The organism is Paenibacillus sp. FSL R5-0912 (assembly GCF_000758605.1).
In the GTDB taxonomy this organism is placed as follows: Bacteria; Bacillota; Bacilli; order Paenibacillales; family Paenibacillaceae; genus Paenibacillus_AQ.
Genome location: NZ_CP009282.1, coordinates 5,679,440 through 5,704,479 on the forward strand (window position 1 = coordinate 5,679,440; position 25,040 = coordinate 5,704,479).

At 46.9% G+C, this 25,040-nt stretch carries 27 protein-coding genes, 2 tRNA genes and 1 pseudogene; 9 read left to right on the plus strand and 21 right to left on the minus strand.

Features of this window, described 5'->3' with window-relative positions; translation table 11 throughout:
• Nucleotide 1 precedes the first annotated feature (1 nt).
• Together R50912_RS24055 and R50912_RS24060 are read right to left on the minus strand one after the other, a co-directional pair.
• Nucleotides 2-337: a YolD-like family protein gene (locus tag R50912_RS24055; RefSeq protein ID WP_042238452.1), complete on the minus strand. Its 336-nt coding sequence runs from the start codon at nucleotides 335-337 to the stop codon at nucleotides 2-4.
• Between the two features lie 245 nt (nucleotides 338-582).
• Entirely contained in the window at nucleotides 583-1,203 is a 621-nt protein-coding gene (locus R50912_RS24060; protein ID WP_042238454.1) for a hypothetical protein, read from the minus strand.
• A 199-nt stretch (nucleotides 1,204-1,402) separates the two neighbouring features.
• Between R50912_RS24060 and R50912_RS24065 the strand changes: the two genes are divergently transcribed.
• Nucleotides 1,403-1,900 carry a zinc ribbon domain-containing protein gene (locus R50912_RS24065; RefSeq protein WP_042238456.1) on the plus strand — a complete coding sequence of 166 codons (498 nt, stop codon included), beginning with the start codon at nucleotides 1,403-1,405 and terminating at the stop codon, nucleotides 1,898-1,900.
• 17 nt (nucleotides 1,901-1,917) lie between these two features.
• On the opposite strand, the gene R50912_RS24070 is transcribed toward R50912_RS24065, so the two are convergent.
• Nucleotides 1,918-3,423 carry a glycosyl hydrolase gene (locus R50912_RS24070; protein ID WP_231637705.1) on the minus strand — a complete coding sequence of 502 codons (1,506 nt, stop codon included), beginning with the start codon at nucleotides 3,421-3,423 and terminating at the stop codon, nucleotides 1,918-1,920.
• A gap of 185 nt (nucleotides 3,424-3,608) precedes the next feature.
• Here R50912_RS24070 and R50912_RS24075 point away from each other — a divergent pair, with 185 nt between their 5' ends.
• Nucleotides 3,609-4,049, plus strand: a complete 441-nt coding sequence (locus R50912_RS24075) for a NucA/NucB deoxyribonuclease domain-containing protein (RefSeq protein WP_042238459.1) — start codon at nucleotides 3,609-3,611, stop codon at nucleotides 4,047-4,049.
• A gap of 237 nt (nucleotides 4,050-4,286) precedes the next feature.
• On the plus strand, nucleotides 4,287-4,424 hold the full coding sequence (locus R50912_RS24080; protein ID WP_156118708.1) for a hypothetical protein: 138 nt from the start codon (nucleotides 4,287-4,289) through the stop codon (nucleotides 4,422-4,424).
• A gap of 48 nt (nucleotides 4,425-4,472) precedes the next feature.
• On the opposite strand, the gene R50912_RS36495 is transcribed toward R50912_RS24080, so the two are convergent.
• Nucleotides 4,473-4,628 (minus strand): hypothetical protein, encoded by a 156-nt coding sequence (locus tag R50912_RS36495; RefSeq protein ID WP_155991357.1) that lies wholly within the window; start codon nucleotides 4,626-4,628, stop codon nucleotides 4,473-4,475.
• 169 nt (nucleotides 4,629-4,797) lie between these two features.
• Here R50912_RS36495 and R50912_RS34495 point away from each other — a divergent pair, with 169 nt between their 5' ends.
• The 3 genes from R50912_RS34495 (at nucleotide 4,798) to R50912_RS35260 (ending at nucleotide 5,912) form a co-directional block, all read left to right on the plus strand.
• A complete protein-coding gene (locus R50912_RS34495) occupies nucleotides 4,798-4,974 on the plus strand; it encodes a YjfB family protein (protein ID WP_076243860.1) in 177 nt (58 codons plus the stop codon).
• Between the two features lie 143 nt (nucleotides 4,975-5,117).
• The gene (locus tag R50912_RS24085; RefSeq protein ID WP_042238460.1) at nucleotides 5,118-5,660 is read left to right on the plus strand and encodes an ImmA/IrrE family metallo-endopeptidase; all 543 of its coding nucleotides are present in this window, start codon (nucleotides 5,118-5,120) and stop codon (nucleotides 5,658-5,660) included.
• Between the two features lie 87 nt (nucleotides 5,661-5,747).
• Nucleotides 5,748-5,912, plus strand: coding sequence for a hypothetical protein (locus R50912_RS35260; protein WP_156123296.1), 165 nt, complete (start codon nucleotides 5,748-5,750; stop codon nucleotides 5,910-5,912).
• Nucleotides 5,913-6,394: 482 nt separating this feature from the next.
• Here R50912_RS35260 and R50912_RS24095 read toward each other — a convergent pair whose 3' ends face one another.
• On the minus strand, nucleotides 6,395-6,592 hold the full coding sequence (locus R50912_RS24095) for a hypothetical protein (protein WP_042238463.1): 198 nt from the start codon (nucleotides 6,590-6,592) through the stop codon (nucleotides 6,395-6,397).
• A 215-nt stretch (nucleotides 6,593-6,807) separates the two neighbouring features.
• On the opposite strand from R50912_RS24095, the gene R50912_RS24100 reads away from it, so the two are divergent.
• Complete coding sequence (locus R50912_RS24100) at nucleotides 6,808-7,467, plus strand: WD40/YVTN/BNR-like repeat-containing protein (RefSeq protein ID WP_197072973.1); 660 nt, start codon at nucleotides 6,808-6,810, stop codon at nucleotides 7,465-7,467.
• Between the two features lie 11 nt (nucleotides 7,468-7,478).
• On the opposite strand, the gene R50912_RS24105 is transcribed toward R50912_RS24100, so the two are convergent.
• Nucleotides 7,479-7,748 (minus strand): hypothetical protein, encoded by a 270-nt coding sequence (locus R50912_RS24105; RefSeq protein ID WP_042238465.1) that lies wholly within the window; start codon nucleotides 7,746-7,748, stop codon nucleotides 7,479-7,481.
• Nucleotides 7,749-7,798: 50 nt separating this feature from the next.
• Here R50912_RS24105 and R50912_RS24110 point away from each other — a divergent pair, with 50 nt between their 5' ends.
• Nucleotides 7,799-8,062, plus strand: a complete 264-nt coding sequence (locus R50912_RS24110) for a Rossmann-fold NAD(P)-binding domain-containing protein (RefSeq protein WP_231637706.1) — start codon at nucleotides 7,799-7,801, stop codon at nucleotides 8,060-8,062.
• Nucleotides 8,063-8,373: 311 nt separating this feature from the next.
• On the opposite strand, the gene R50912_RS36260 is transcribed toward R50912_RS24110, so the two are convergent.
• The 11 genes and pseudogenes from R50912_RS36260 to R50912_RS24150 form a co-directional block, all read right to left on the minus strand.
• Nucleotides 8,374-8,502 (minus strand): hypothetical protein, encoded by a 129-nt coding sequence (locus tag R50912_RS36260; RefSeq protein ID WP_269322073.1) that lies wholly within the window; start codon nucleotides 8,500-8,502, stop codon nucleotides 8,374-8,376.
• Nucleotides 8,503-8,558: 56 nt separating this feature from the next.
• Nucleotides 8,559-8,810, minus strand: coding sequence for an undecaprenyl-diphosphate phosphatase (locus R50912_RS36035; RefSeq protein WP_269322074.1), 252 nt, complete (start codon nucleotides 8,808-8,810; stop codon nucleotides 8,559-8,561).
• 285 nt (nucleotides 8,811-9,095) lie between these two features.
• A complete protein-coding gene (locus R50912_RS24115) occupies nucleotides 9,096-11,444 on the minus strand; it encodes a histidine kinase (protein WP_042238466.1) in 2,349 nt (782 codons plus the stop codon).
• A 90-nt stretch (nucleotides 11,445-11,534) separates the two neighbouring features.
• Nucleotides 11,535-12,107: a potassium-transporting ATPase subunit KdpC gene (gene kdpC, locus R50912_RS24120; RefSeq protein WP_042238467.1), complete on the minus strand. Its 573-nt coding sequence runs from the start codon at nucleotides 12,105-12,107 to the stop codon at nucleotides 11,535-11,537.
• Nucleotides 12,108-12,122: 15 nt separating this feature from the next.
• Complete coding sequence (gene kdpB, locus R50912_RS24125; protein ID WP_042243157.1) at nucleotides 12,123-14,150, minus strand: potassium-transporting ATPase subunit KdpB; 2,028 nt, start codon at nucleotides 14,148-14,150, stop codon at nucleotides 12,123-12,125.
• A 25-nt stretch (nucleotides 14,151-14,175) separates the two neighbouring features.
• Nucleotides 14,176-15,843, minus strand: a complete 1,668-nt coding sequence (gene kdpA, locus R50912_RS24130; protein ID WP_042243159.1) for a potassium-transporting ATPase subunit KdpA — start codon at nucleotides 15,841-15,843, stop codon at nucleotides 14,176-14,178.
• 30 nt (nucleotides 15,844-15,873) lie between these two features.
• Nucleotides 15,874-15,954: a K(+)-transporting ATPase subunit F gene (gene kdpF, locus R50912_RS36500; protein WP_063840080.1), complete on the minus strand. Its 81-nt coding sequence runs from the start codon at nucleotides 15,952-15,954 to the stop codon at nucleotides 15,874-15,876.
• A gap of 129 nt (nucleotides 15,955-16,083) precedes the next feature.
• Nucleotides 16,084-16,482 (minus strand): hypothetical protein, encoded by a 399-nt coding sequence (locus tag R50912_RS35745; RefSeq protein WP_042238468.1) that lies wholly within the window; start codon nucleotides 16,480-16,482, stop codon nucleotides 16,084-16,086.
• Between the two features lie 312 nt (nucleotides 16,483-16,794).
• Nucleotides 16,795-19,428 carry a sensor histidine kinase gene (locus tag R50912_RS24140; RefSeq protein ID WP_231637707.1) on the minus strand — a complete coding sequence of 878 codons (2,634 nt, stop codon included), beginning with the start codon at nucleotides 19,426-19,428 and terminating at the stop codon, nucleotides 16,795-16,797.
• Nucleotides 19,429-19,577: 149 nt separating this feature from the next.
• Nucleotides 19,578-20,075 (minus strand): annotated as a pseudogene (locus R50912_RS36505) (transposase); the annotation flags it as partial.
• Between the two features lie 401 nt (nucleotides 20,076-20,476).
• Nucleotides 20,477-21,076, minus strand: coding sequence for a ketopantoate reductase family protein (locus R50912_RS24150; RefSeq protein WP_197072974.1), 600 nt, complete (start codon nucleotides 21,074-21,076; stop codon nucleotides 20,477-20,479).
• Nucleotides 21,077-21,613: 537 nt separating this feature from the next.
• Between R50912_RS24150 and R50912_RS24155 the strand changes: the two genes are divergently transcribed.
• Nucleotides 21,614-21,967 carry a hypothetical protein gene (locus R50912_RS24155; RefSeq protein WP_042238470.1) on the plus strand — a complete coding sequence of 118 codons (354 nt, stop codon included), beginning with the start codon at nucleotides 21,614-21,616 and terminating at the stop codon, nucleotides 21,965-21,967.
• 379 nt (nucleotides 21,968-22,346) lie between these two features.
• Here the strand turns inward: R50912_RS24155 and R50912_RS24160 are convergent.
• The 4 genes from R50912_RS24160 to R50912_RS24175 form a co-directional block, all read right to left on the minus strand.
• Nucleotides 22,347-22,420 (minus strand) — tRNA-Ile (locus tag R50912_RS24160).
• A gap of 47 nt (nucleotides 22,421-22,467) precedes the next feature.
• Nucleotides 22,468-22,544 (minus strand) — tRNA-Met (locus tag R50912_RS24165).
• Nucleotides 22,545-22,627: 83 nt separating this feature from the next.
• Nucleotides 22,628-22,792, minus strand: coding sequence for a hypothetical protein (locus R50912_RS24170; RefSeq protein ID WP_019909365.1), 165 nt, complete (start codon nucleotides 22,790-22,792; stop codon nucleotides 22,628-22,630).
• A gap of 432 nt (nucleotides 22,793-23,224) precedes the next feature.
• Nucleotides 23,225-24,793 (minus strand): extracellular solute-binding protein, encoded by a 1,569-nt coding sequence (locus R50912_RS24175; protein ID WP_052416660.1) that lies wholly within the window; start codon nucleotides 24,791-24,793, stop codon nucleotides 23,225-23,227.
• Nucleotides 24,794-25,040 lie beyond the last annotated feature (247 nt).

Sequence of the window (25,040 nt, forward strand, 5' to 3'; positions counted from 1 at the left end):
CTCAGACGATATAGGCGTCTATAATATCATCCACGTTCAGCCACTTCCATTCCTCCGCCCACTGCAGCTTGAATTCGCGCGAGTGGGTGTGAATGGAGGTCACAAATCCGCTAAGCAGCTTGTGCTCAAGAGGGTCAAACAACACTATAGTAACCCGCACATGACTCCGCAGCGACAAAGCCAGCGTATGCTCAATCTCCTCCAGCTTGTGCTCATCCGGAACCGGCCTGACACTCTGCCACGTCTCCCGTTCACCTCTGCTGATTATACGCATCTGCTCCGGCAGTACGGTCCGGTTACTGTCCCACAGGTTATTGCCCTCCAGCTTTTTGCCCATTGCCGCTCCCCCAATCTATGGTCTATATTCAATACCGCAATACGTTGTCCGCTCATGTACCGAACGTATGTTTGTATTATATCCGTGATCTTACTTTTTAAGCAAGCAGAAATATATGTAAGCACCAAGACCTGGGAGGAACCATACCGGACTCCGCCCGCACAGCAAAATAACCCCACAGCAGTGGGGCTAGCTTTGAATTCGATCTGATAATTACTTTGGCACTAAACGGGGATGAATACTTTTTAATTGGCCGTGTTTCCTGACGTGCTCTCTGTCGTTGCAGCTCCCGTACCCGTCTTCGCAGCGGTGTCCGCCTCTGACGGGTTGACAATCAGGCCTTCTGTGCTCTCTTCCGGGTCAATCAGTCCTGCGGCCGCTCTGGCTTCATTCAGCTTGGAGATGCCGTACAGCATCGCTACATCCGCCTGCTGGTTCATCTCATTGAATTCCTCGGCAGTTACATCGGGAGAAACCGCGCTTTTGGAGGCCTGCTCTTTAATGGAATACGCACTTTTAAAAGCAATAATAGAATCTCTGAGCAGCGTCTGGATCGTGTCCGGCAGGCTCTTGGAAATCTTCACGTCACTAACCTGGTTGGCAATATCAGAGGCTGTATCCTGGAACTCGTCCACGGCCTTCTGCAGCTCCTTGTCGGTCGCATCTCCGGTTGAATAAGAAGTTAGGGTGGTGTTGAAATTTTCCAGCGAGGATTTACCCATTTCATCGAATTTTGTCATTTCATTGTAAAAGCTCTGAACTGTATCCTGCACTACTTCCTGCGAAGCAGGTTCTGCGCTGTCATTGCTGCAGGCACTTAGCACTACTACGATCATAAGTAATCCTGCAAATAAGAATCGTCTCATATTTTATATCCCTCCACTTAACAGAATAATATCGATTTTTGTTAAGTGCAAATGAAATTAATGTAAAATGGCCTGGGATGAAACATTTTTCTGCGATAAAGCGTATTCACAGAAAGAAACACAAGAAGAACCCGGTAGTGACTGGGAATTCTTGTTATACTATAATCAAATTATCCGTTATACGAGAGGAAGATATCCTATGCCTTATTGCACAGCCTGTGGTGCGGAATACAAGCAAGGTGCCAAATTCTGCGGAGAATGCGGAGCAGGTACAGAGGACAATAATGCTCCGGCAGCAGCACGCCGTCCGGCGGCAGATCGGGTCTCCGGAACAAGCACAGAAACCGAGCTGTGGCAGGGTAAGCCTGCGGGCATATCCGACCGGCTCAAGGGGCTTATTGGACTCAATAATACCAGATACACTATTACAACCCAGCGGATTATGGTGAAGAGCGGACTGATCGGCAAGGATGTCGAAGAAATCGAGCTGCTGCGGGTCAATGATTTTTCCGTCACGCAGTCGATTCCGGACCGTATTCTAGGCATTGGAACCCTTACGATCCTCTCGGATGACGCTTCGTCACCGCAGCTTCCTTTCCGCAAAATCCGCAAGGTTCAGACCGTAAAAGACGTGCTGCGCCAAGCCGTCCGCAACGAAAAAGTCGCCAACAACATCAGCTACCGCGAACAAATTTGACCTAATACCTTCCCCTGTTAAGGAAGATACAGCGCCCCTGCCGGAATTACGCTTTTGACCTGGCTGGGGCTCTCCCACATCAGCACGGCCCGCGCATCCCCCTGGTTCTCGTAATACTCCACCTTCAGCTCATGCAGCTTACCCGCAATCAGATTCACACTGCCTTGCCGCTCTTGCCCGCTCTGCTTCATCCAGCTGTCAATAATCAGCTTGCCGTCGATCCAGACCCGGATGCCATCATCCGAAGAAGTATAGATGCTGTAAGTCTCACTGTACACCGCACTTAGCCTGCCGCTCCAGCGTACCGAGAACAAATCTGCACGAATAGCCGGGTCAGGGGCTGCCTGTCTCCAGATGAAGTTGATGTTGGCATCCGTCCGGGTGAGGGCGGGCGTACCGCTGAGCGTAATGTTATTGTAGTACTGGCCATACAAACCCGGCTTAGGAATGCCGCCCGGTGATGGATCCATTGCTGCCGCCTTTGCTGCATATTCGTCTCTCGTGAACACGAAATTATCCTTCATAAAAGCTTTGATCACCGCATCACTGTTCTTCTCATACAGCAGCTTGCCCCAGGTCATCTGGTAGCTCCATTTGTTCTGGGAACCCGCCAGCAGGGCTGCCGGAGGAAGCTCCCCATTCTCGCCAATGGCGATCAGCTTGCCGCGCCCCAGATCCCAGAGGCTGTCATGATGGCTCCCCTTGAAGTCCGCGTCATAGATATCCAGTGCCAGCACATCTACTCTTCCGCTGCCCGGGTAATATTTTGCTGGTTCATCACACCACTGGTTCTTCGCATTCGGACACCACACCCACAGCAGATTATGCAGCTTGTGATATACAGTATACCGCTCGAACATAATCTCCCAGAGCGTGCTGAAGGAGGACTTCTGCCCCCACCAGAACCAGCCGCCGTTCATCTCATGGTAAGGTCTCCAGAGCACAGGTACACCGGCATCCTTCAGTTTTTTGAGATAGACGGCTACTTTGTCCAGCTCTGCAATCATCGCTGTGTATTGGGCCGTTCCCGGAGTAATATAGCTGCTGAAATCTGCTTCGCTGAGACTCATTGAGACATTCGCCCAGGCCGGAGCGGTTCCCGGCAGATTGGCATGATAGCTCATCGTTACGATTCCCCCGGCCTGATGCCAGCGGATTGCACTGTCCGTGACGGCCTGCCGCTGGCTGCTGATTTGCTGCTCCGTCTGGTTGCTGATGGCACCCATCTCATAGCCGTGAAGGCCCGCATAGCTCCCGCCGGTATTCTTCAGCTTCACGCTGAATTCATCCGGGCTCTCCAGATAATCATGCTGTCCGCTGATCACGCCTTGCCCCTGCAGCCAGTATAAGGTGTTCAGCAATTTACGCGCCGGCAGGGCCAGCTCCGCATCCGCAGGACTCATCAGCACACTGCGGAAGATCAGCACACTGCGGAAGGCAGCCTGCCATTGTACATCCCCTACCAGCCGTGACGCGGAATCCAGCAGATCTCTGAGTACACGCTGTTCCACTTTTCCCACCATCCTTTTCCACCTGTTTGTACATTTTATGGCGAATTATGTAACATCAGCACGGCGGATAGACAAGAATCCGGTCTGTTCCAATTCCGCAGTCATACGCTATACTATTGTGAGCTAGGCTTCCGAAGCGAGTATTGCCGGAGCTTATCACTTGGAAGCTATGCTAACAAAACTTTTAAGGAGCAGATATGAAAGCCAAAAAATTCATCACCAGTCTCATTATTGTTGTTCTGCTCAGCCTCGCTGCTTATTACTTCGAGGAGAACGGTCAGCTCCCGTCCCAGACACCGTCTTCTGACAATTCGGAGGTTGTCCGGCTGGAATTCCCATCGGGCCGTTATCCGGAGACCGCCAGACATATTCAGGAAGCGATCAGGAACGGCGAGTCCTCCATCTGCACAATTGACCGGAATGAAGCCGAAGAGAACCGTAAGGAATCCCTGAAGGGCGTACCCACCAAAAAAGGTTATGACCGCGACGAATGGCCGATGGCGATGTGTGCAGAAGGCGGAGCCGGCGCAGATATTGAATACATAACCCCCAGCGATAACCGCGGGGCTGGAAGCTGGGTCGGCAATCAGCTGGAGGACTTCGCAGACGGTACCCGCGTAGAGTTCATGTTTAAATAGGCAGAGTGCCTGACTACTCCCGCACTACCGCAAACAATTCCTGAAATTGAAACAGACCTCGAAGCACCCGCTCTCCTCTCTGTCATATAAGGACATTTGGCATGCCTGTTATGCGAACGAAAGTTCTTTATGCAATTTCACCCGGATAAAGCGTAAAATAGTGTGGAATATTATTCCATAGACGGAGAGCCGGGAGTGTTCTATATCTGTTATCGGGGGAAAAGGCTGTACGGCCCTATGTCCGAGGCTGAAGCCTTACAGGAATGGTTTGCACTTGCAGGTACAGTCAAGGAGTTGTATATCATTGAAACGGATGAGCATACAGGCAGAATCAAACGCCAGATCGGTCCGGCGGCACGTAAAAAAAAGAAATAGCCCCATCCGGCCTCAGGCCAGACAGGGCAGCACTTGCTTAATAGCGCTCTAGAACAAACAAGCTTTAGTGATAATAACCAGCAGAATGAACAGAACCAGAATTGCACCAGTCGAAGTCCAAGGGCTTACAACCGGAACAATCGGGGGACCCTGATTAACTCCACCGACGTTATTTCCACAACCGCAACCATACTCTGCTCCCATAATTTAATTCCTCCTCTTGAATATTGAATACAGCACAGAATATGTGGAAATCTAACCCCTGGCATGGGCCAATCGGCAAAGAAATGCCATCCACCTAACGGCCAAGCCCTAACCGGTCGATATAAAAGGTGGATGCGTTGCTTCAAAAAATTTTGGAGGAGGAACAAAAATGGATATTGCTGCACTATCGGTTGTCATGAACCAGTCCTCTTTACTGCAGGCTGCAGGATTACAGGTCATGAGTATTGCCAAAGATCAGGCACAGACCGATGCCCAGAATATGGTCCAGATGCTGAGTCAAGGCGCACACCCCACCTTGGGAAAAACACTTGATATTCGCGCCTGATTGCTTTATGCTTACATACATAGGAACACCCGTTCCATATTCATTCAGCTGCTGACTATTGAGTGTGCTGATTGCTAAGCCCTTCAGGGCTTTTCTTTTGACCATCAATACGAACATACGATCTTATATTGAGGTGATTGATTATGCAATCCTATTATCAGATGACTGCCTTGGAGAAATGGACAGAGGATTTATATCAGCGTATCGCTGTCCGCCAGCCGTCAGACATATCTATTGAATACATAGCCGAACGGCTGAATATCTGGATTCATTATCTGGATGTCCGAAGCAAGAGCATTGAGGCCAGCGCCGGAATGTACAGCATGTTCATCGACAACAGGCTCCCTCCCGAACTGCAGCGGCTGGAGTTCCTCCATGAGCTGTGTCATCTGCTCCGCCATGCCGGCAAGCATACTCTTATGCCTGAACAGTTCACACAGTCGCAGGAGGATGAATCAGAGAGGTTTATTCTGTATGCCGCCATGCCCTATTCCATGATCTCTGCACGGACACTGCCTGAATTGCGTGAGGATGCCGTGGCTGAGCTTTCCAGCACCTTTCAGGTACCTGTGGAGCTGGCTTTGCAGCGGATTGACCAGATCCAACGGCGTATTTTCCAGGGGCAATTAATGGCCGTAATGGAAAGAAACGAAGACAGAAAATTAATCCATAGACATATTCGCTAAGCGCTGCGGGGATAATACCGGCATAGACATAAGAACAACAGATGTACCTCTATGCATGGTGACATTTCAACCGTAAAGGGGAGCGACATGGAAGCCATAAAAGTCATTCAATTATTGCTGACCCATCCGGAATACAGCGTAGATGCAGTACATCCCGAAATTCCGGATTTTGTCGGCATCGAGACCATTGAAGTGGACCACGAAACGCAGACCTTCTCCATCTTACTGCAGGAACCCAAGGAGTACGATTAATCCTCTGAAGCAGAATAATCAGCATATAGCCAGCACCGCTCAGTCTGTAACCTTTCACCCTATAAAAAGTGACCCCGCCAACGTCCGGCAGGGTCTGAGGTTTCTATCAGGGGTATGTATACAATATACTCACCGTTGCTTAAACCAACCTTAAATCAGGCTATGGGCAAAGGGTCAGGGGACTGCAATTTTCAGTTTTCTCTTGTGCTACCATATTGTACAATAATGGGAGTAACTGCAATTTATTATCCCCGCGGACGGAGTGATTCTATCACTATCAGCACAATCAAGAAATGGATCGTAGCCGCTCTAGTCTTTCTAAGCCTATTGCGTATTCTTTACTATTTACTATCCAAGGTCGTATTCGAATACATAACGTTCTCAGATCCCTATAATAATATCTTTCAAATGATCGCAATGGGCATCATGCTTATTGTAGCGCTGGTCTGCACTTCTCTGCTGATTAATGACAAGAATAACGACTAGCCGCTGCTGACAAACTGGATAATCCCGATACCCGCCATTGCCAGGAAGATTCCGAGTATTACCGCAAGCATGATCCAGACTACCTTTTTGGTGGACTGCGGGGGCGGGTTATAGTTCTCCATCACAGCAATCCGTTTCTCCAGCGCAGCAACCCGCTTCTCCAGTTCAGTTTTGTTATCCTCTGCTTCGCTCATTGCCACTCTCTCCTCCTTTCCTTTGGTTATATATTTTTAATTGTTTCATCATGATTCTGTAACTTATATCCAGTTGCCTTCCCTTACTATGGACAAGGGAGGTGTTTGTAGTGGAAATTCTAAGAAGTGTTTGGTTAATGCTGCAACTTGTAGCTGGTCTTTGGGGGGTCACATTTAATTCTATGCCCGCACCAGCCGCTGATACAGGTGCTTCTGTGTCTACAGAGAACATTCAGACTTATCAATATAATTTGGATGAGATGCACGGTTGGAAGGTCACTTCTGCCGGTTCCGGGATGTTCAGAGCTGATAATGCGATCTACCAGACGGCCGATAGCGGCAAGACCTGGGATAAGCTCAGTGATTCGGAGAACGGAACCTTACCGTCCGGACCGGTTGGAGCATTTACATTCAGTAGTGCGGATAACGGCTGGCTAACCATCAACACTCCGCAGCCAGGGACGCAGCGGCTGTACACAACCGGAGATAGCGGAGCGCACTGGACCCAAGAGAAGCTTGAAGTGCCTGATCAGTACGCCTCTTCCATGTTTGATCCTGCACCGCCTGTTTTCTTCAGCTCAACATCCTATGGAATCATGATTCCGGATCACCCGGAGATACAGAATGCACAGGGCGGAAACACTTCGTTTTTCCTTTTTTTCGTAACCCAAGATTACGGGCAGCACTGGAATGCTATAACTGACCCTACCGCGGGTACATGGAACAGTTTGTCCTGGGACGCTGCTGAAATTCAGGATAAGGAGCATTATTCTTGGGAAATCCGTATTGGCCATGCCCTTTGGACTTCACCGGACGGCAAGCAATGGGCTACCTCCACGGAAACAGCACATCAAAGATCTTCGTTCCATAAATGACAACCGAAACTCTATTTTGCTCTTCTGCGCGCTAATAGCCAATCGAACAATAAACCAAACCCTAACCAGAAGAAGAAGTGAATGCCGTATAGTATACACTGGAACAGAAGTTCATTATCCATGTTGTAATGCAGATCTGTCAGCTGAGGATTAAGCCATAACAGCAAAGGACTTGTCAAAAAAAGCAGCAGGTTTTTATCATCTTGTCCTGACAGATTAATCATACTTACCGCTACAGACAGGACCGGCAACCACAAACCCAATCTCTTAATTAATTTCATTTAAGTCCCTCCATTTACTAAATACTACCATATAATGATAGGCGGGGCCCATGACTATAAATCTTAATGCTTTTGACTATAACGCCTCCAAAACCTCCAACCATGCAATGACCGTGGCCATGGCGATTGAATGCAAGGACAGCAATACTCAAGTATTCGCCGTCACACCTGGTTTCACCAAGACGGATTTGAACGGCAATGCCGAAGGCGGCAAATCCAAAGCTGACGGTGCAGCTATTATTGTCGGCTACGCAACGGATGGTAAACGGCATAACGGTGAGTTTCTCGATGTAAATGGTGTTTATGTCTGGTAATGAAAAACGCCCGCCAACGGATTACGGTTGACGGGCCACAATATAATAGACTAGCGTGTCACTTCCATGAAAAACTGCTGTAAATCCAATTCGGATTTTATATTTTCAATCACATTTTTCAAACCAGGAACCCAGAGCAATGTATCTTGCCGAATATAGTTTAAAACTAAGGCGCAACTCCGTTCAAATTTTTCAATATGGGGGCTGTGCTCATTTTTCAAAACTTTTCTGATCTTATCTGCTAATTCTATATAATCAGAGTCAATGTGATCTTGCTTATTTATTTCAGCGGGTTTTAATTTAGACCAGGCTTAAGCTCCTCCAGCCACTACTTCTTCAGATCCCTCCACATATTCCAGAGACGAATCCTCGTTAATGAATTCATTAATCCGCGCCTCTAAACCTTTGAAAGTTTGGACAAAATCAATTACGTCTTCCAAAAAGACACCTCCCAAATAGATAAGAAGATGTGATTTTCCGCTGCTGTAAAATTCCATCAGTTAGCAATCACAATCTTATGTAATTCCAGTGTATCGCATTTTGAAACAAAAATATATTGTGAAAATTTGAACCTTCTCCAGAAACTCACATTAGATGCTAAAACAAACCGATAGAGAGCGAACCATTCCAAGCGAAGACGTTTAATCAGTTTGATAAAATTCACTACTGCAATCATTGCTACTATGAAGGATGCCGCGAAGCCAATTAACATTAGAAGTAAATCGTCAGAACTCAACAAATCAGGCATTGGAACAGTCCGATTCCGAAGGCTTGTTTATAGCTAATCCCATCCATCATAACCGATCACGACAGGAGTAGGGCTGAATAAACGGCTTTTTATCGTGTCCTTGAAGAGGAGATACAGGATTAATGCAGGCAACACGGCTAATATCATATGAATGATGTTTAATTTACCAGTATACGGGGGACATCATTATTTCCAAATCGATTGACCTTACATTCTTCCATTCAGCATGACATATTTGTCACATTGATCATTCTTGTATTCATGGAGTGATAAGCACCCTGCTTGTTATAAATCATGAGCAGACAGATCTTCACGCTTGATATAAGGATCGTAGTTAGCCACGATCAGAATATCCATATGTCTTGCCGTACGGAGCAGTTTTTGAATAACCGTTCCTTCCCATATTCTTCTCCACACTGGGCGGTCACATTGACCAATAATTAGTTGGGTGGCCCGGTGCTTATCAGCTTTCTCCTGAATCACTTCAGCCAGCTTGGCGGAAGGAGCCGAGAGGATCATTTCGAAGTTTCCTCCCAGCCGTAGGGTCAGGTTCTCAATCGAATCCTTTTTCTTTCGTTCCTCTTCTGTCATCTCTTTGCCTGCATGTACGTACAACACGATCCATTCAGCTTTCATGCGAAAGGCGGATCTGAACCCCCGGCGGATAAGTTTTTCTGCATTCGGACTCAGCTTGACACAGACAAAGATCACCTCCTGCTTATTCCATGGTCCACGCAATGAATTTTTACGCTCCCATGATTCCAGACGCTCATCTACATCATCTGCGATCTCCCGAAGTGCGAGTTCCCTTAAGGCAATTAAATTTCCGATTTTGAAAAAGTTGCCCAACGCCTGATCTATTTTTTCCCGGGCATAGATCTTCCCCTCCTTCATTCGGGCTTGCAGCGCCTGAGGCGCCACATCGATGAGCTCGACCTCATCCGCCAGACGCAGAATGGAATCCGGCACCGTCTCTCTTACCCGAACTCCTGTAATTTGTGCTAAAGCATCATTGAGGCTCTCCAGATGCTGAACATTGACGGTGGAAATCACAGAGATCCCGGCATCTAGAATTTTAATGACATCTTCATAACGCTTTCTGTTGGCGCTCCCTGGGACATTGTTGTGGGCCAGCTCATCCACGAGAACCAGTTCTGGGTTTCGCCGGATAATGGCCTCTGTATCCATTTCCTCCAGTACCGTATCTGAGTATTTAATTTGGGCTCTCTCAATGAAAGGCAGTCCGGCTACTTGCTGTCCAGTCTCCAACCGGCCATGGGTTTCCAGAAGTCCGATTACCACATCTACGCCCTTCTTCAGCAGGTGATTGCCTTCCCGCAGCATGGTATACGTCTTGCCGACACCAGGAGCTGCGCCAATCAAAACCTTGAACCGACCCCGCTTGATTCGCCCAATCTTCTCATCTACTTCCCGCGAGCTGAGCCGGTGATACCTCGAATTGTCCACCGGAGCTGCCAGCTTGGCTGGCATAATCCTCTCCCCCTGATGCTCCGCCCGGTCGGCAACCATAAAGATATCCATATTTGTGGACTTGCGGAGGATATCATTGACCACTGAGCCTTGCCAGAACTCCTGCCACCTGGATTGACGGGAATGTCCTAACACAATCCGGGTCACATTGTGCTCAAGGGCGTAGCGGATCAGACGGTCCGGCAATCGTCTCCTTGAATGGAAGGATAGCTCCTCGAAGTCTGCCCCAACCTTCTTAGCAAGCTTAACGAGCGAATCCTTAAAGGCGGCCTGTTCCTTCGTCAGCGGATGCTTCCTGCTCACAAAGGTAACCACAATCAGCTCTCCGTTCAGCCGCTTGGCGACCTGCTGACCCCGCCGCACATAAATGGAGCCATTCCAGTGATATTGGGTAGATACCAGGATGCGCTCCGCCGCTCCTGAAGGTCCAAGCATACCCATCTGCTCCCGGTGCTTCTCCAGGGAGTCATTCACCCCTTCGGCTACCAGCCGGAGGGCAAGCTCCCGCAGCACGCCCAGCGTTCCCCGCTGAAACAGGGGAGAGGCCTTGCTGTTTCGCACATGTCCTTCCGATACACGCTGAAGCAGCGTTTCCGGGGTAACATCGATCAGTCTGATCTCATCTGCAATCTCCAGCGTGTGCGCAGACACGGTTTCTTCTACCTGAATGTCCATGAATTTCTGAACAAGCTCCCTGACGTCTTCCAGCTCATACACATTGACAGTCGTCATGACGCTGATTCCATGACTCAGCAAGAAATGGATATCCTCTAATCTTGTCGGCCGCTCTGCACCTTGCCGGTTCCGGTGAGCCAGACCATCTACCAGCACGACCTCAGGATTCCTGCTAAGGATAGCCTCTATATTCAAATCCTTTTTTTCCATGCCTGCTTTCGTCCAATGAATACTTGGGATCCGTTCCAGTTCACCCACCTGTTCAATAGTTTCCGGGCGCTGCAGGGTAGAGACCGCACAGATTACCACGTCTATTCCCTGCTGTTGAAGCGTCGTACCTTCCCGCAGCATATGATACGTTTTACCCGATCCGCTTACAGCACCAATGAATATTTTGAGCCGTCCACGATGCAGCTTGGAGATGGACAACAATATTTCCTCTGGACTTTTCCGTTTGAAGTTCTCCACTTGGCCTTTCCCTCCACAATATACGCAAAGATCCGGCAAGAAATACTTGCCGGCGTCTTCGTGTATAACTTGATTAATCCCTTATTAATTTCATTTTCCACTAACCGTCTTCTGCACATCGATATTGAGCATAAGAACATTGACGGTCAGTTCACCAAAGATTCCAAGCTCTCTTTCTTTGGTATGTTGTGCGACCAGCGCATTCAACTCAGCTTCCGGTATACCCGTACTTTTACTGATACGCGGTATTTGAACCTGAGCAGCCTCCACACTGATATCCGGATCTAATCCGGATGCTGAATTGGTGATCAGGTCAACCGGCAGCTTGGATACAGGCACACTAGGGTTCTCCATCTTCCAGGCGTCTACGGCTGCCTTCGTACGGTCCAGCATGTCGGGATTGGAAGGCGCATAGTTTGGTGTACCGGAAGATGCGGCATTGTATTCAATACTGGATACCCGGCCATGAAAGTAACCGGGAGAAGTGAAATTCTGTCCGATCAGCTTAGAGCCGATGATTTCATGGTTATCATTATAGATTAAGCTGCCATCCGCTTTCTTCGGCATCACTGCCTGGGCGATCCCGGTCACAACCAGCTGATAGGCCAGAACGATGACCATGAGTATGATACTTGTTCTTATTGTAACAGCTATGCTCTTCATTTCTCATTCACCCTTCTATACCCAAAATTGGACAATCAAGTCAATCAGTTTGATTCCAAGGAATGGAACAACTACGCCGCCCAAGCCATATACAATCAGGTTGCGGCTCAGGAGCTGCGATGAGCTCATCGGCTTGTAAGCAACCCCCTTCATAGCCAGAGGAATCAGCAGCGGGATAATGACTGCGTTGAAAATCAAGGCCGAGAGGATAGCAGAGAGAGGGGAATGCAGTCTCATCACATTTAATACTTCCATTTCAGGAATGGCCACCATGAACATTGCCGGGATAATCGCAAAATATTTGGCGATATCATTTGCAATACTGAATGTGGTTAAGGCTCCGCGGGTCATCAACAACTGCTTGCCGATCGAGACCACTTCAATGATTTTGGATGGATCGGAATCAAGGTCCACCATGTTGGCGGCCTCTTTGGCAGCAACTGTTCCGCTGTTCATGGCAATCCCTACATCTGCCTGAGCCAATGCTGGAGCATCATTGGTGCCATCACCTGTCATGGCTACCAGTTTGCCTTCCGCTTGTTCACGACGGATCACGGCAATTTTGTCCTCCGGTTTACTCTCAGCGATGAAATCATCGACTCCGGCCTCAGCAGCTATAGTCGCGGCAGTCAGCGGATTGTCACCCGTACACATAATCGTTTTGATTCCCATTCTCCGCATCTGCTCAAAACGTTCCTTCATCCCTGGTTTTACCGTATCCTTCAAGTAAATGAGGCCGTACATCGTCTGATCGACAGCTACAGCAAGCGGTGTCCCCCCCGCCGATGCAATAGCATTGCTGTTTGCCAGCAAATCATCCGGGATCATCCCTCCCTGACCGGTAACCCATTGTCTTACTGCGTCTACCGCTCCTTTGCGGATATGGCGTCCATCCGGGAGGTCAATACCACTCATACGGGTCTCTGCCTTGAATTCAACGAACTCCGCACCTTCAGCTATGGACTCCTCAAAAGAGAGATTCTGATTCTTAATCAACTCCAGCACAGACCGCCCCTCTGGCGTCTCATCCCGGACCGAACTTAAGGCTGCCCAGGCGGCCACATCTTGAATAGAATGCTTACCGACCGGAATAAATTCGCTGGCCATACGGTTACCGTACGTGATCGTTCCTGTCTTATCCAGAATAATCGTGTTGATGTCCCCGGAGGCTTCTACCGCCTTACCGGACATAGCCAATACATTGAATTGAGTGACCCGGTCCATTCCCGCAATACCGATCGCTGACAGCAATCCACCAATAGTGGTTGGAATCAGACAGACCAGCAGTGCAATCAGTACTGGAACCTCCAGACGGATATCCAAATAATCCGCAAAGAAAGGAAGGGTAATCACTACAATCAGGAAAATAATCGTCAAACTGACCAGTACCGTATTTAAAGCAATCTCGTTTGGCGTTTTTTGACGTTTGGCCCCTTCTACCAATGAAATCATCCGATCCAAAAATGACTCGCCGGGATCACTGGTAATGCGGACCTTAATCCGGTCGCTGACTACCTTGGTTCCTCCGGTTACTGAACTGAAGTCTCCGCCGGCTTCTTTAATGACCGGAGCAGATTCACCCGTAATGGCCGATTCATCGACCGAGGCCAAGCCTTCAATCACTTCCCCATCCCCGGGGATCATTTCACCCTGGGCTACAATTACAACATCACCTTTACGCAATTCTGTGGATGGCACTTGCTTGACCGAGTTTCCACTGACCTTGTTTGCCGTGATCTCTTTTTTGGATTTCTTGAGCGAATCTGCCTGCGCTTTACCACGGCCTTCTGCCAGTGCTTCTGCAAAGTTGGCAAAAAGCACGGTGAACAGCAGTATGAACGCAACAGCCAGATTAAATCCAGAGGATACATCTCCGCCAAATGCCCCAGGTACAAAAACAAGAAGTAAGGTAATGATAAACCCCATTTCCACCACAAACATGATTGGATTACGCATCATAATGCGCGGGTCCAGCTTGATAAAGGACTGTTTGGTAGCCTGCATGACGATATCTCTAGTTAATGCACTTTTTTTTGTACTCATTTCATATTCCTCCATCCATAGCCTCTTAAGGTTTCAGCGTCAAGAATTCAGCAATAGGTCCCAGGGCAAGCGCCGGAAAGAATGTTAAGGCTCCGACAATTAGCACTGCACCAAGAAAAACAGTGCCGAACAATGCATTGTCTGTACGGAATGTCCCAGAGGTCTCCGGTACAGATTTCTTGACGGCCAGCGAACCGGCTACGGCAAGCATTGTAATGATTGAGAAATACCGGCCTATAAACATTACAATCCCAGTGGATATATTCCAGAACGGCGTTGCATCTCCAAGTCCCTCAAAGCCAGAGCCATTGTTGGCGGCAGATGAAGTGAATTCATACAGCGCCTGTGTCAGTCCGTGAAATCCGGGATTTGAGAGGGTATCCGACTGAGTCATAAGAGCCAGGGCCGTAGGCAATAGAATAAGCAGAGGATTGATTATCAAGGTAATCGCAATCAACTTCATTTCTTTACCTTCAATTTTTTTGCCGAGAAACTCCGGTGTTCGCCCTACCATTAGCCCGGATAGAAATACAGCAATCATCGCATACATGAGCACATTGACAAAACCTGCTCCGACACCGCCAAAGACGGTATTCAGCATCATATTCCCAATCGTTATTAGACCACCTATAGGCGTTAACGTATCATGCATCGTGTTGACTGCTCCGGTCTCCGTTGCCGTCGTGACCACAGAGTAAAGGGCAGACTGCGCCACACCGAACCGCATTTCCTTGCCTTCCATGGAGCCCTGCTGATGCTGAATGCCCAGAGCATTCATTACCGGGTTTCCGGCATTTTCACTGGCTAGCGAAATTCCCAGGAAGACAATGAACATCATTGCCATGGATACGAATAGTACCCGGCCCTGTTTTTTATTGCCGACCATTTTCCCATAAGTGAACGGCAGTGCCGTACCCAGCAGCATCATAAGTAAAATTTGCAGCAGATTGCTGATTGCACCCGGATTCTCGAAAGGATGGGCAGAGTTGACACCGAAGAATCCGCCCCCGTTGTTGCCCAGTTCCTTGATAGACAGGAACGAGGCAACCGGCCCGCGTGCAATCTCTTGTTTGACACCTTCAAGCGTATTGGCCACAGCTGTGGGCTCCAGAGTTTGCGGTACACCGAGAGCTACAAAAACAAACGCCAGGACAAAGGATACCGGCAGCAGAATGCGTGTAATTCCTCGAATCATATCCACGAAGAAATTCCCGAGTGGTTTCCCGGCTAAACCGCGGATAAAGGCAATTGCTACCGCAAGCGCTGAAGCCGGAGCAACAAACATCATAAACAGGATTCCTAGCATTTGCGACAAATATGAAAGTCCGCTTTCGCCGCTGTAATGCTGAAGGTTGGTGTTCGTCATGAAGCTGATAGCTGTATTAAAGGCAAGTGTCGGCTCCATGGAAGCCACTCCGCTTGGATTTAACGGCAGGGCTCCCTGAAATCTGAAAATCAGATATACCAGTAGAATCATCACTGAGTTGCTGAGCACCACAGCCAGAGCGTATTGCTTCCAGCTATAATTCTCCTTACGTATTCCCCCGATAGCATAGATAGGTTTTTCGATCCAGCCGAACCAGCGGTCAAGCCCTGTTTTCTCATAATTGAAGGCTTGCGCGATATACAGCCCCGCAGGACGCGCAAGCAGCAGAGAGAGTAATAAGGTTATTGCAATAGCGATAAAAGACATCGTTGTCACTTGAATCCCTCCTGAAATCGTCTAGAATTGTTCCGGATTAAGAAGCGCGTAGGTCAGGTACACAAAAAGAGCGGCTATAAGGATTGCAAGTACCCACATCATCCTTGGTCACTTCCTTTGTCAACAGTTCCAGACGCCCATTGGCCCAGCCCTATCATCAGTAGGGTAAGGATTACTAGAGCAGCAATCATATATATATCCAGCATGTGAATGGCCCCCTTTAATTCATTTTCACTTATCCAGCAGAAAAGAAAGATTATCGCTGGTCGTTCGTATAACGTAATTCGCACCCAGTGCCTTATAGATCATTTGCGGGTACCGGTTCTTGGTAATGACGAAAATCGTACCTAACGTCCATTTCCGGAGAGTTTCAATAAGCCCGCAGCATTGACCCAGATCTTCTTCAAAAATATATACCTTGCTGAACTCATTCTCCGGAATGCTGATCAAGCACTTTTCTTTAATATCCACTTCAACAACATTTTTTACTCCCAATTCAAGCAGATGTTGTTTTTGTACAGGGCTACAGGACACCGCAGCAAAGCATTCACTTGTTCCTAGCGCCTGTATAAATTGATTCTCTGCCACATTAGGAGAGTACACTAACATCATGGCATCACTGCGACCCATACCATTCCCTTCTTTCTGAGATTAGCAGTACTGCACTGATAGCATATCCGCATAGTCAATCATTTTTTTCACGAGTTTCACCACAGTCCATCCCCCATACCTTCTTTCCTCTCTTTCAGCGACTGTTTATTCGCAAAATGCTTCGTTTTCATTCCTGTTTCAGCGTAACATTTCCAGCATTAGTTTAGGATTAGGGTTTAAATGAATGTATTAAGATCACCTTAAGAAGGATATTTCACGTTGAATAAAAAAAGCTATGCTCCCAAAAAGAGCATAGCTTTTTTTATGATATCCACCTTCTCAATAAAAGGCTTATTCATGAACATCTACCTCCTCAGCTTTCAGGGTGAAGGAAAAAACTGTACCATTCGGAACATTATCCTTGACACTAATATTACCCCCATGGGCATTTACAATCGATTTGCACAGGGAAAGACCCAGACCGAGTCCGCGGCGGCCATCTCCGCGTATATTATTTGCGGTGTAGAACATCTCAAATAACCTTGATTTATCTTCATCTGAAATACCGGGACCATCGTCAGAAACCTCCACCACAACCCACAGCTGGCTCCTCCTTACATGTATAGAGATCTGGGATCCCTCCTGGGTGTACTTGATTGCGTTATCCACAAGATTTATCAGCACCTGGACAATAAGCCGGGAGTCCATCCGGGCCATCATCAGTTCATCATCCAATAGGGTTCGAATGATATGCTTCTCACTGTTCCGGTTCACATGAAGCAGAGCCTCCGAAATGACCTCTTCCATTAATTCCGCCTGGAAATTCATGTTCAGCTTATCATTCTCCATCCGGCTAATGGACAGCAAGTTTTCCACCAGATTGATCAACCAAATGGAATCGTCATAAATATCGGAGTACAACCCTTTTTTCTGTTCTTCGTCCAGCACCCCTGCGTTTGCAACAAGAATTCCTGCATTGCCCGAGATGCTGGTAAGTGGAGTGCGGAGATCATGGGAGATTGAACGAAGCAGATTGGCCCGGAGATGCTCCTGCTGGATTTGCAGCGAGATCTCTTTTTGTATCTCATTCAGTCTTTCTTTCTCCAGCGCGAACGCGCACTCTCCAAGCATGGCAATCATCAGGCTTTTTTCAAAGACCTCCAGTGGCTCCTCCTCTTCCATGACGATGGCTGCTACTGCAAAAACAGTATCTCCTCCACGCACGGCATGATATAGACAACTGGCACCAAAAAAAGTATCCGTGGTAGCTCCCGCACGTTTGTTGTTCTTAAATACCCATTCTGCAACTGCACGTTCATTGCTTCCTGTATAAGCCGCCGAATCGAATGCAGCTCCTCTCTTTGGAAATACCTGAGGTGCGGACAGCCCCTCCCGCTGAACCGGATAGAAGATAATCGTTCTGTCCAGGAGCTTCACCATCTGTTGCGCCATAGCATCAATAATCTCCTGTGAATCCTTCGTCTGCTGCAATTTCCGGCTTGTTTCCAAAAGCACCTCAGTACGATAGGCTTTTTGCGCGGATTGGCGTGCCTGTTCTCTAACACGAATGGTCAAAGTACTCATGATTAAGGAGGCGGACAGCATGACTAGAAATGTAATAGGGTATCCGGAATCATACGCAAGCAGAGAGTAATAGGGCTCTGTAAAAAAGTAATTAAATACAAGAACACTCATGACAGAGGAAATAACACTGTATACTCTGTCCTTAGTGACTAAAGCGCTTAATAAAACACCAAGAATGTACACCGTAATAATATTCGCTTCCCGAAACCCCAAATTTTTGAACCAGATACCAATGATCGTACAGACAGTCAGTATGGTAAGAACTTTGGCGGTGTCGACCAGGGAGAGCTTCGGATATTGGTTGTATAAAGGACGTTTTTTATAAAAAGTGGAATCGGTATACGGAATAATAAAAATCTCAATATTGGGGAGGAAGGCGGTTAATTTATCCACAACATTGGATTTTGCAAATCCCCTCTTTTTATTCGGAGAACGACCTAAGACAATTTTTGACACATAACTTGTTTTGGCATACTCCGCAATTTGCCCTGGAATATCCTCACCGTATACAGTGGCGATGTGTGCCCCCATTTGTTCGGCAAGTCTAATGTTTTCTCTCAGTTCTGTTTTATTCTTTTGAGTCAATTTTTGGGTTTCCGGTGTTTCAACAAACAGCGCTGTAAAATGACCGTGAAATGCCTCAGCCATTCTTGCTGCTGCCCGGATCACTTTTTTATTCGAAGCAGCAGAAGACAAACAGACCAAAATATGATCTTTAATATCAAGCTCGCTTGTTTTCGTCTGCTCACTGATCTGCATCGCGATTCGGGTTAACTGGCTTGCTGTATTACGCAAAGCTATTTCACGCAGGGCGGTGAGCTTCTCTTTGGTAAATAAGCCGGCAATCCTAGGATCGTCCTGACGATACATGCTTGCCTTATTCAAGCGCTCAATTAAATCATCAGGTTCTATATCAACCAGTTCCACCTGATCTGCACTGTCAAACACACTATCCGGTATTCGCTCCTCAACCGGAATACCTGTAATGGAGTACACAATGTCTGCCAGGCTTTCAATCTGCTGGACGTTAATGGTGGTATATACATGGATTCCAGCGCGAAGAAGCTCCTCCACATCCTGATACCTTTTTTTGTGACGGCCTCCCGCCTCATTTACATGTGCCAGATTGTCCAATAAAACAAGTTCAGGGTTTCTCTGAAGGGCACGATCCAAATCAAATTCTGTGATGGTTGAATTATTGCTTGTACTATCCATGGAAGGCAAAACTTCCAATCCCTTCAATAGATTCAGGGTATCCTTACGGGCATGGTAATCAATATATCCAACAATAACATCCATCCCCTCTTTTTGATCTTCATGAGCCGCACTCAGCATAGTATATGTCTTGCCGACGCCGGGAGCGTAGCCAATAAAAATTTTCAATTTTCCCATGACCGCCATTGTAAGCCCGCTTTCCACTTTCATTTTTTCGAGATTTATTTGAAGTATATCATGGGCCATATCATGATCGTGTTATGACTTCACCCATTGCATTAAGATTGCATTAAGATAACTTATCCATACTATTCAGCAAATACTCTAACAATATGGAGTTTCTCGCTGCTCATCTCGGTGGACTCGCCAAGTTCACTCAGATCCTGGCCACGGTGTTCATGTTCTTCTTGTTTCTCTGCGGCCTCAATGCCCTCAAACAAAGCATGTACCTTTTCTTGGAATTTGGCCTTATGCTTACTAACCGCTTTGCCGCACACGAAGGTATAACGATTCGCGTTGGCCTCTATCTTGGTACCGTTCACAAAAAAATGCTCAAGAGAGATGTACTTTTCATCGGCCAGGAACTGAATAACCGCAGTGAATACGGTTTCGAGAACATCTTTCATCCGCTCGGAGGAATAGATACGCTGAGTGTAGGCATAAATGATAACTTGGTGAGCATTTTAGGGTGGTAGCTGTCACGGCCACCGCCGGGGTAGGCAGCGTCAAAGATGGTATCGTCAAGCCAATTAACGGCTGCGTTAACGAGCGCGATCGAGGTGGTTTTCTGGAACGTCTTCTTCCAAGTCCATTGGCAAGCAAAGTGGGTCCATGGACTATTGAATGTACAAGGAAATCGCTCCTTTTGGGATGGTTGGTGGTACTTCCATTTTATTAAAAAGGCGATTCCTTTTTTTGTATTTTTGTTGAAGTTGGTGTATTCGTACCCCGCTTAAACAGCGGAGAGGACGGAACGACCCGCGGAAAAGCGGAAGCGTTCGCCTTGGTCTCCGGATTTTCACCGCTAAGGGAAATGAAAAACCCTCAATTTTCATCGTGGAATTTACATGCATTCCGTTCGTAATGAGCAAGGCTACTACAACTCCAAGAATTGCGATCTAACTGATAATAAACGGCCATGGTTTGTTATAGGCTGATTTGCCCACTTTGTACAATAATGTAGACACTGTAATGGTTCTCTCCCTTATTAAATCGAATAAACAAATCTAAGTCATCATTCCGTAATTAGGCTATCTACAGCGTAAAGCCGTGGTGCCTTTATGCCGTGCTTTCTGGCCTCTGATATAACTTCCTGTACGGCATAACCAACCTTAAAGTGGTTATGCTCCACAAGTGCATAGGGCATGCTTTTAGGTGAATAAACAATGTTACTCATAAGAAATCCAACAACACTCGGCGGTAGGGTGCTCACCACCCTTGTCAAAATATCAAGTTTTGATCCTTTTGCTTTCAAAATAGGGATCAATTCTTTCATATTACGACCTATTCCAGCGAGGGCTTCGGGTGAAGAAATGACTTTTTTAAAACTGCCACTTTTTAATACTTCGATTTCCATTGCAACGTTTAATGCGAAGTGATTCCAGAGCCAACTATGCGGATCCTTTTGAACCCTTATCTTGAAGCCTGCCTCAACAAAAAGCTTGCGAACCTCTAAATCTCTTTGGGTAGGCTCGGATTCAAATGTTCCAAACTGAACCGTCTTGTAAACACCACCGTAAAGAGTATTTCCTTCAAATCCGCCCCACCACCGGGGAAGCCAAAAACAATTTGATTGACCGGAATTGGCTGAATAGCGGATTGAGGATCTTGTCAACAGTTATTGAAAAACAGAACTGTTGCATTTCCAACTCGTGGAGCAAGGTACTCAACCACACTTGATACTTCTGGGCGTTTGGTTCAATCAGTGGATTAAGTATCAGAATAAAGAAAAAGAATTAGGCCTGGTTATATACTAAAGCCACTATTTATCTCTCTTTATTTTGAATTGATGATCAATTGTACATGCCCTTATTAGCGTAAAACTGGTAAGGGAGTTAATTTTAATGGGCATTGCTTATTGGATTTTTATAGTTTCAGTTATTATTGTTATTGGTGGATTAGTTGGTCTTAAAAAGCAGAGTAATTAGTAGGAGCTATAACAAACCCTACTAATTACTCTGCCGGTATGTTCGCCATCCTCCGCTGTGTTATCTCTTCGTACTGTGCAACAATCGTTAAGACTCTCGATGAAAAAGATTTATTAAGCTAATGGGCAGTTTAGATTTTTATGAAGAAAAGCGGTGTTTGTGGTATTATTTGTAATTATGGGTTATGAAATAAATGGATTTTTTCAAAATGGGGGAATCAAAATATGGAACGTAAAATTCAACTAATGGAAACCTACGTAAATATCGACCTTGGAAACTCACCCTTTTTAAAATTAGATAAAGGGTTGCAAATTCCATACTCTTCAATCATAGGAATAACAACAGGTAGACCGATACCAAATGCTTTTAAACTATATGGTGCTTTATTAGGAGGAATGAGAAATGGGTTATTTAGATCAAATGGTGGTTATCAACTGCACTTTTTTGAAAATGAGCTCGAAACTCTTCATTTAGATTTGAATAGCTTTAAAGTTGGTAAGTTCAAAATATCAAAGTTGATCATTGGTGTTGAAAATCCTGAAGAAATAAGTAAAAATATTTCCGAAAGAGTGAAGTGATAATTTGTTGATGAACTGTTCTTTCAACTAACAGAAACTTTAGTTCAACAATACAGCGACAGTGTATGACTCTAATTTCTAGTTCTGAGCAACCATCGATAAAAATTTTGGGCTAACGATTCCTCTCCCTCACTGCGCAGTTTGCGTCAACCATGAATCACACACAGTTTATAGAAAAATCTGTTTATAATCCTTGGAATCGAATTTCCCCGTTTCTCGATCTACAGCGACCAGGCCGATATCTGTATGAAAAAAACAATTCACCTCCTAACCAGTTAAGTTTTCGCACTCTAGTGCCCCTTCAGATAAACTTGATCTTATTTTGCTCGCGAGCCCATAAAAAGCAAAAAACCCTTACAGGGTAAGGGTTTCGTTGAAGTGGGCCCTACAGGACTCGAACCTGTGACCAATCGGTTATGAGCCGACCGCTCTAACCAACTGAGCTAAGGGCCCGGACTAGGATATCCGTATTTTACAAGTGCTGTCTGATGAAATAAAATTGGTTGCGGGGGCAGGATTTGAACCTGCGGCCTTCGGGTTATGAGCCCGACGAGCTACCGGGCTGCTCCACCCCGCGTCAGTAATCATATTCAAACAGCGACAATAGATAATATACAATATAAGCATGGATAAAGTCAAGGATGAATTTGGTTAATTTATTTATGGCAGAAAACGCACACCGTAGCGGCCCTTACGCGAACGGTAAATTTCCACAAAACGCGGATCATGATAGCCGTAGATCCAGCCGTCCTGCTCGAGTCTTTTGGCCAGACAACCCGCTTGAAATCTTGTCCTGAACAATTTTGCGAAGTATATCCAATTCATGATGCCCTTCTCCTTTTTCGTATTCATGTATGCTACTCTGATCATTATCATGCCCATTTTTTCATTAATAACAGGAAAAAAGTCCTGCGGAACGGTTGGCAAATTCTGCAACGCAATTCTGTGATTATTTTCCACCCAACAATTCAGAGGATAGTTGTATAATGTACAATTAAAAACAGCGAAAAGGGATGCTTGCCTCTTATAACTGTAGTCTGTACAACTAATTCTGTCCGAATCAGGGAAAACCGTCTGAAACAGGAAGTTTAATTGCACGAAATACAACTAAACAATTAATTGGTTATAAATCAGACGATTTAGTTGTACAAAGTACACTTAATCATACCGGATCGGATATACCATAATTGGGTTACTACAAACCATTGGCAAACGATTCTCCAAAGTGGTTCTCACTTGTTTAAATCTGATGCTATCCTACTTGCCCTTCACACTTCGCTCCAGCCAGCCGTTGTCCAGATTGAACAAGACTGTGGGATCCTTGCGCATCGCGTTAAGCATATGGTTGCCCTGCTGCTCCCAGGCCTTGAGGGCATTCGCTACCGTCCGTTTGCCTTGAATGACTTCGCTGAACAGCATTTGTCCGGCCAGATTAATCTGATAAATATTAGGCATCTTGTAAGCCAGACTCTCCACATTAGCGTCCGTCAGCGGCACAGGCTTCAAATTGTAAAAAGGTTCAAGGCTTACTCCAGCCTTCTGTGAACGGTTGAAATCCATACGGGAGGTAAGCTGATAAGGATTGGCCGCCTTGATTCTGGCTACTTCGTTGCTGTTCACAAACTTGATCAACTCCCAGGCATCCTCTTCATTCTGCGCGGTACTGCTGATGGCCAGCAGCTGATCCAGTCCAGCACCGACGGCCACGCCCGGCTTCTCGGCAAACGTAGGTACGGCGGCGATTCCCCAATCCACATGTCTGAAATTAATGTTCTTAATCAGGAGCGCATTGCGGTCCGCGGAAGCCAGCTCGTTGATATAACCATATTCTCCGATGACCATTGCCGCTTTGCCCGTCAGAAACCAGTCACCCAGAAACGGGTTAAATCCGGTCTCTGCAGGTTCGGCAACAGCTGCGGCTGCGGCTTCAATATCATCCGGGCCGGGGATAATCTTCTTCTGAATCAGATTGCTGAAGGTAGTCCAGCCTTTACTCCACAGCGCATTGTTCACTGTCATTGCCCTGCCTTGGTTATCGTACATAGCAGCTTGCAGAGGAGAGAGATACGCCTGCATATCCGCGAACGGATCGCCGGCATAACGGCTCCTTGAGAAGCCATATATCCGCTCATCCATCTGCTTGGAGGTCTTCGTCACCATACCTGCAAGCTTGAAGAATTCATCCCAGGTCATCCCGTCCGTTGGATAATTCACTCCGGCAGCATCGAATATCCCTTTATTATAGAAAACTACACTTGCGTTGAAAGTAGGTGCCAGCGCAAACAGGTGGCCCCGGCCAAGCTGACGTACACCATACAGCATCGTCGGTGCCATATTGCTGATATCATAGCCGTCACGGTCAATCAGCGGCTGCAGAGGCTCAAGCATGTTCTGGGCTGCCAGACTCCTGATCAGGCTGCTGTCTCCTATGACCACATCTACCGGATTACTGCCAAGCATGATGTCACGCATATGCCCCAATGCTTCCGGTCCTTCCACCATGTACGTGTTGGTGAAGCGGAACTGCTCCTGATCCACCGCCGGAACAAACTCCAGCTTCACGTCCGGATGCGTGAACTCATAGAGGTCAGTCAGATTTTGGCGCAGATAGGTATCATCGCTGCTACTCCACAGACTGCCGATCCGCAGGACCCGCTGTCCGTCCGATGGCTGCGTCACCACGGATGCCGTCAAGGGTTTGGCCGAAGTGGCAGAGCTGACAGGGGCTGCCGCCGCTTCAGCCGAAATAACAGGCAGCAGTACCGCCGTACAGAGTGCCAGCGGAAGCCCGCGCCTGAGCAGAAGATGAATCGTTGATTTAGCCATATTTATAGCCCCCTAATGAAATATCATACACCTGGACAACCGGCAGAGCATTCCTTTATTTAGCATTATATAGCCTAATTCGAATATCGGAAGTGACATCCCGTTTAAACTAAAAAGACAGTTTGTTCACCTTGGCACAGACTGCTTTTGTCTAACGCAAAAAAGAAGCCCTGCTGTACCTGTGAAGGCACGGGGCTTCTTGCTGTATTTCTGGCCTGCTTCCGGGCGGCGGCTGTTGTCGCATGAA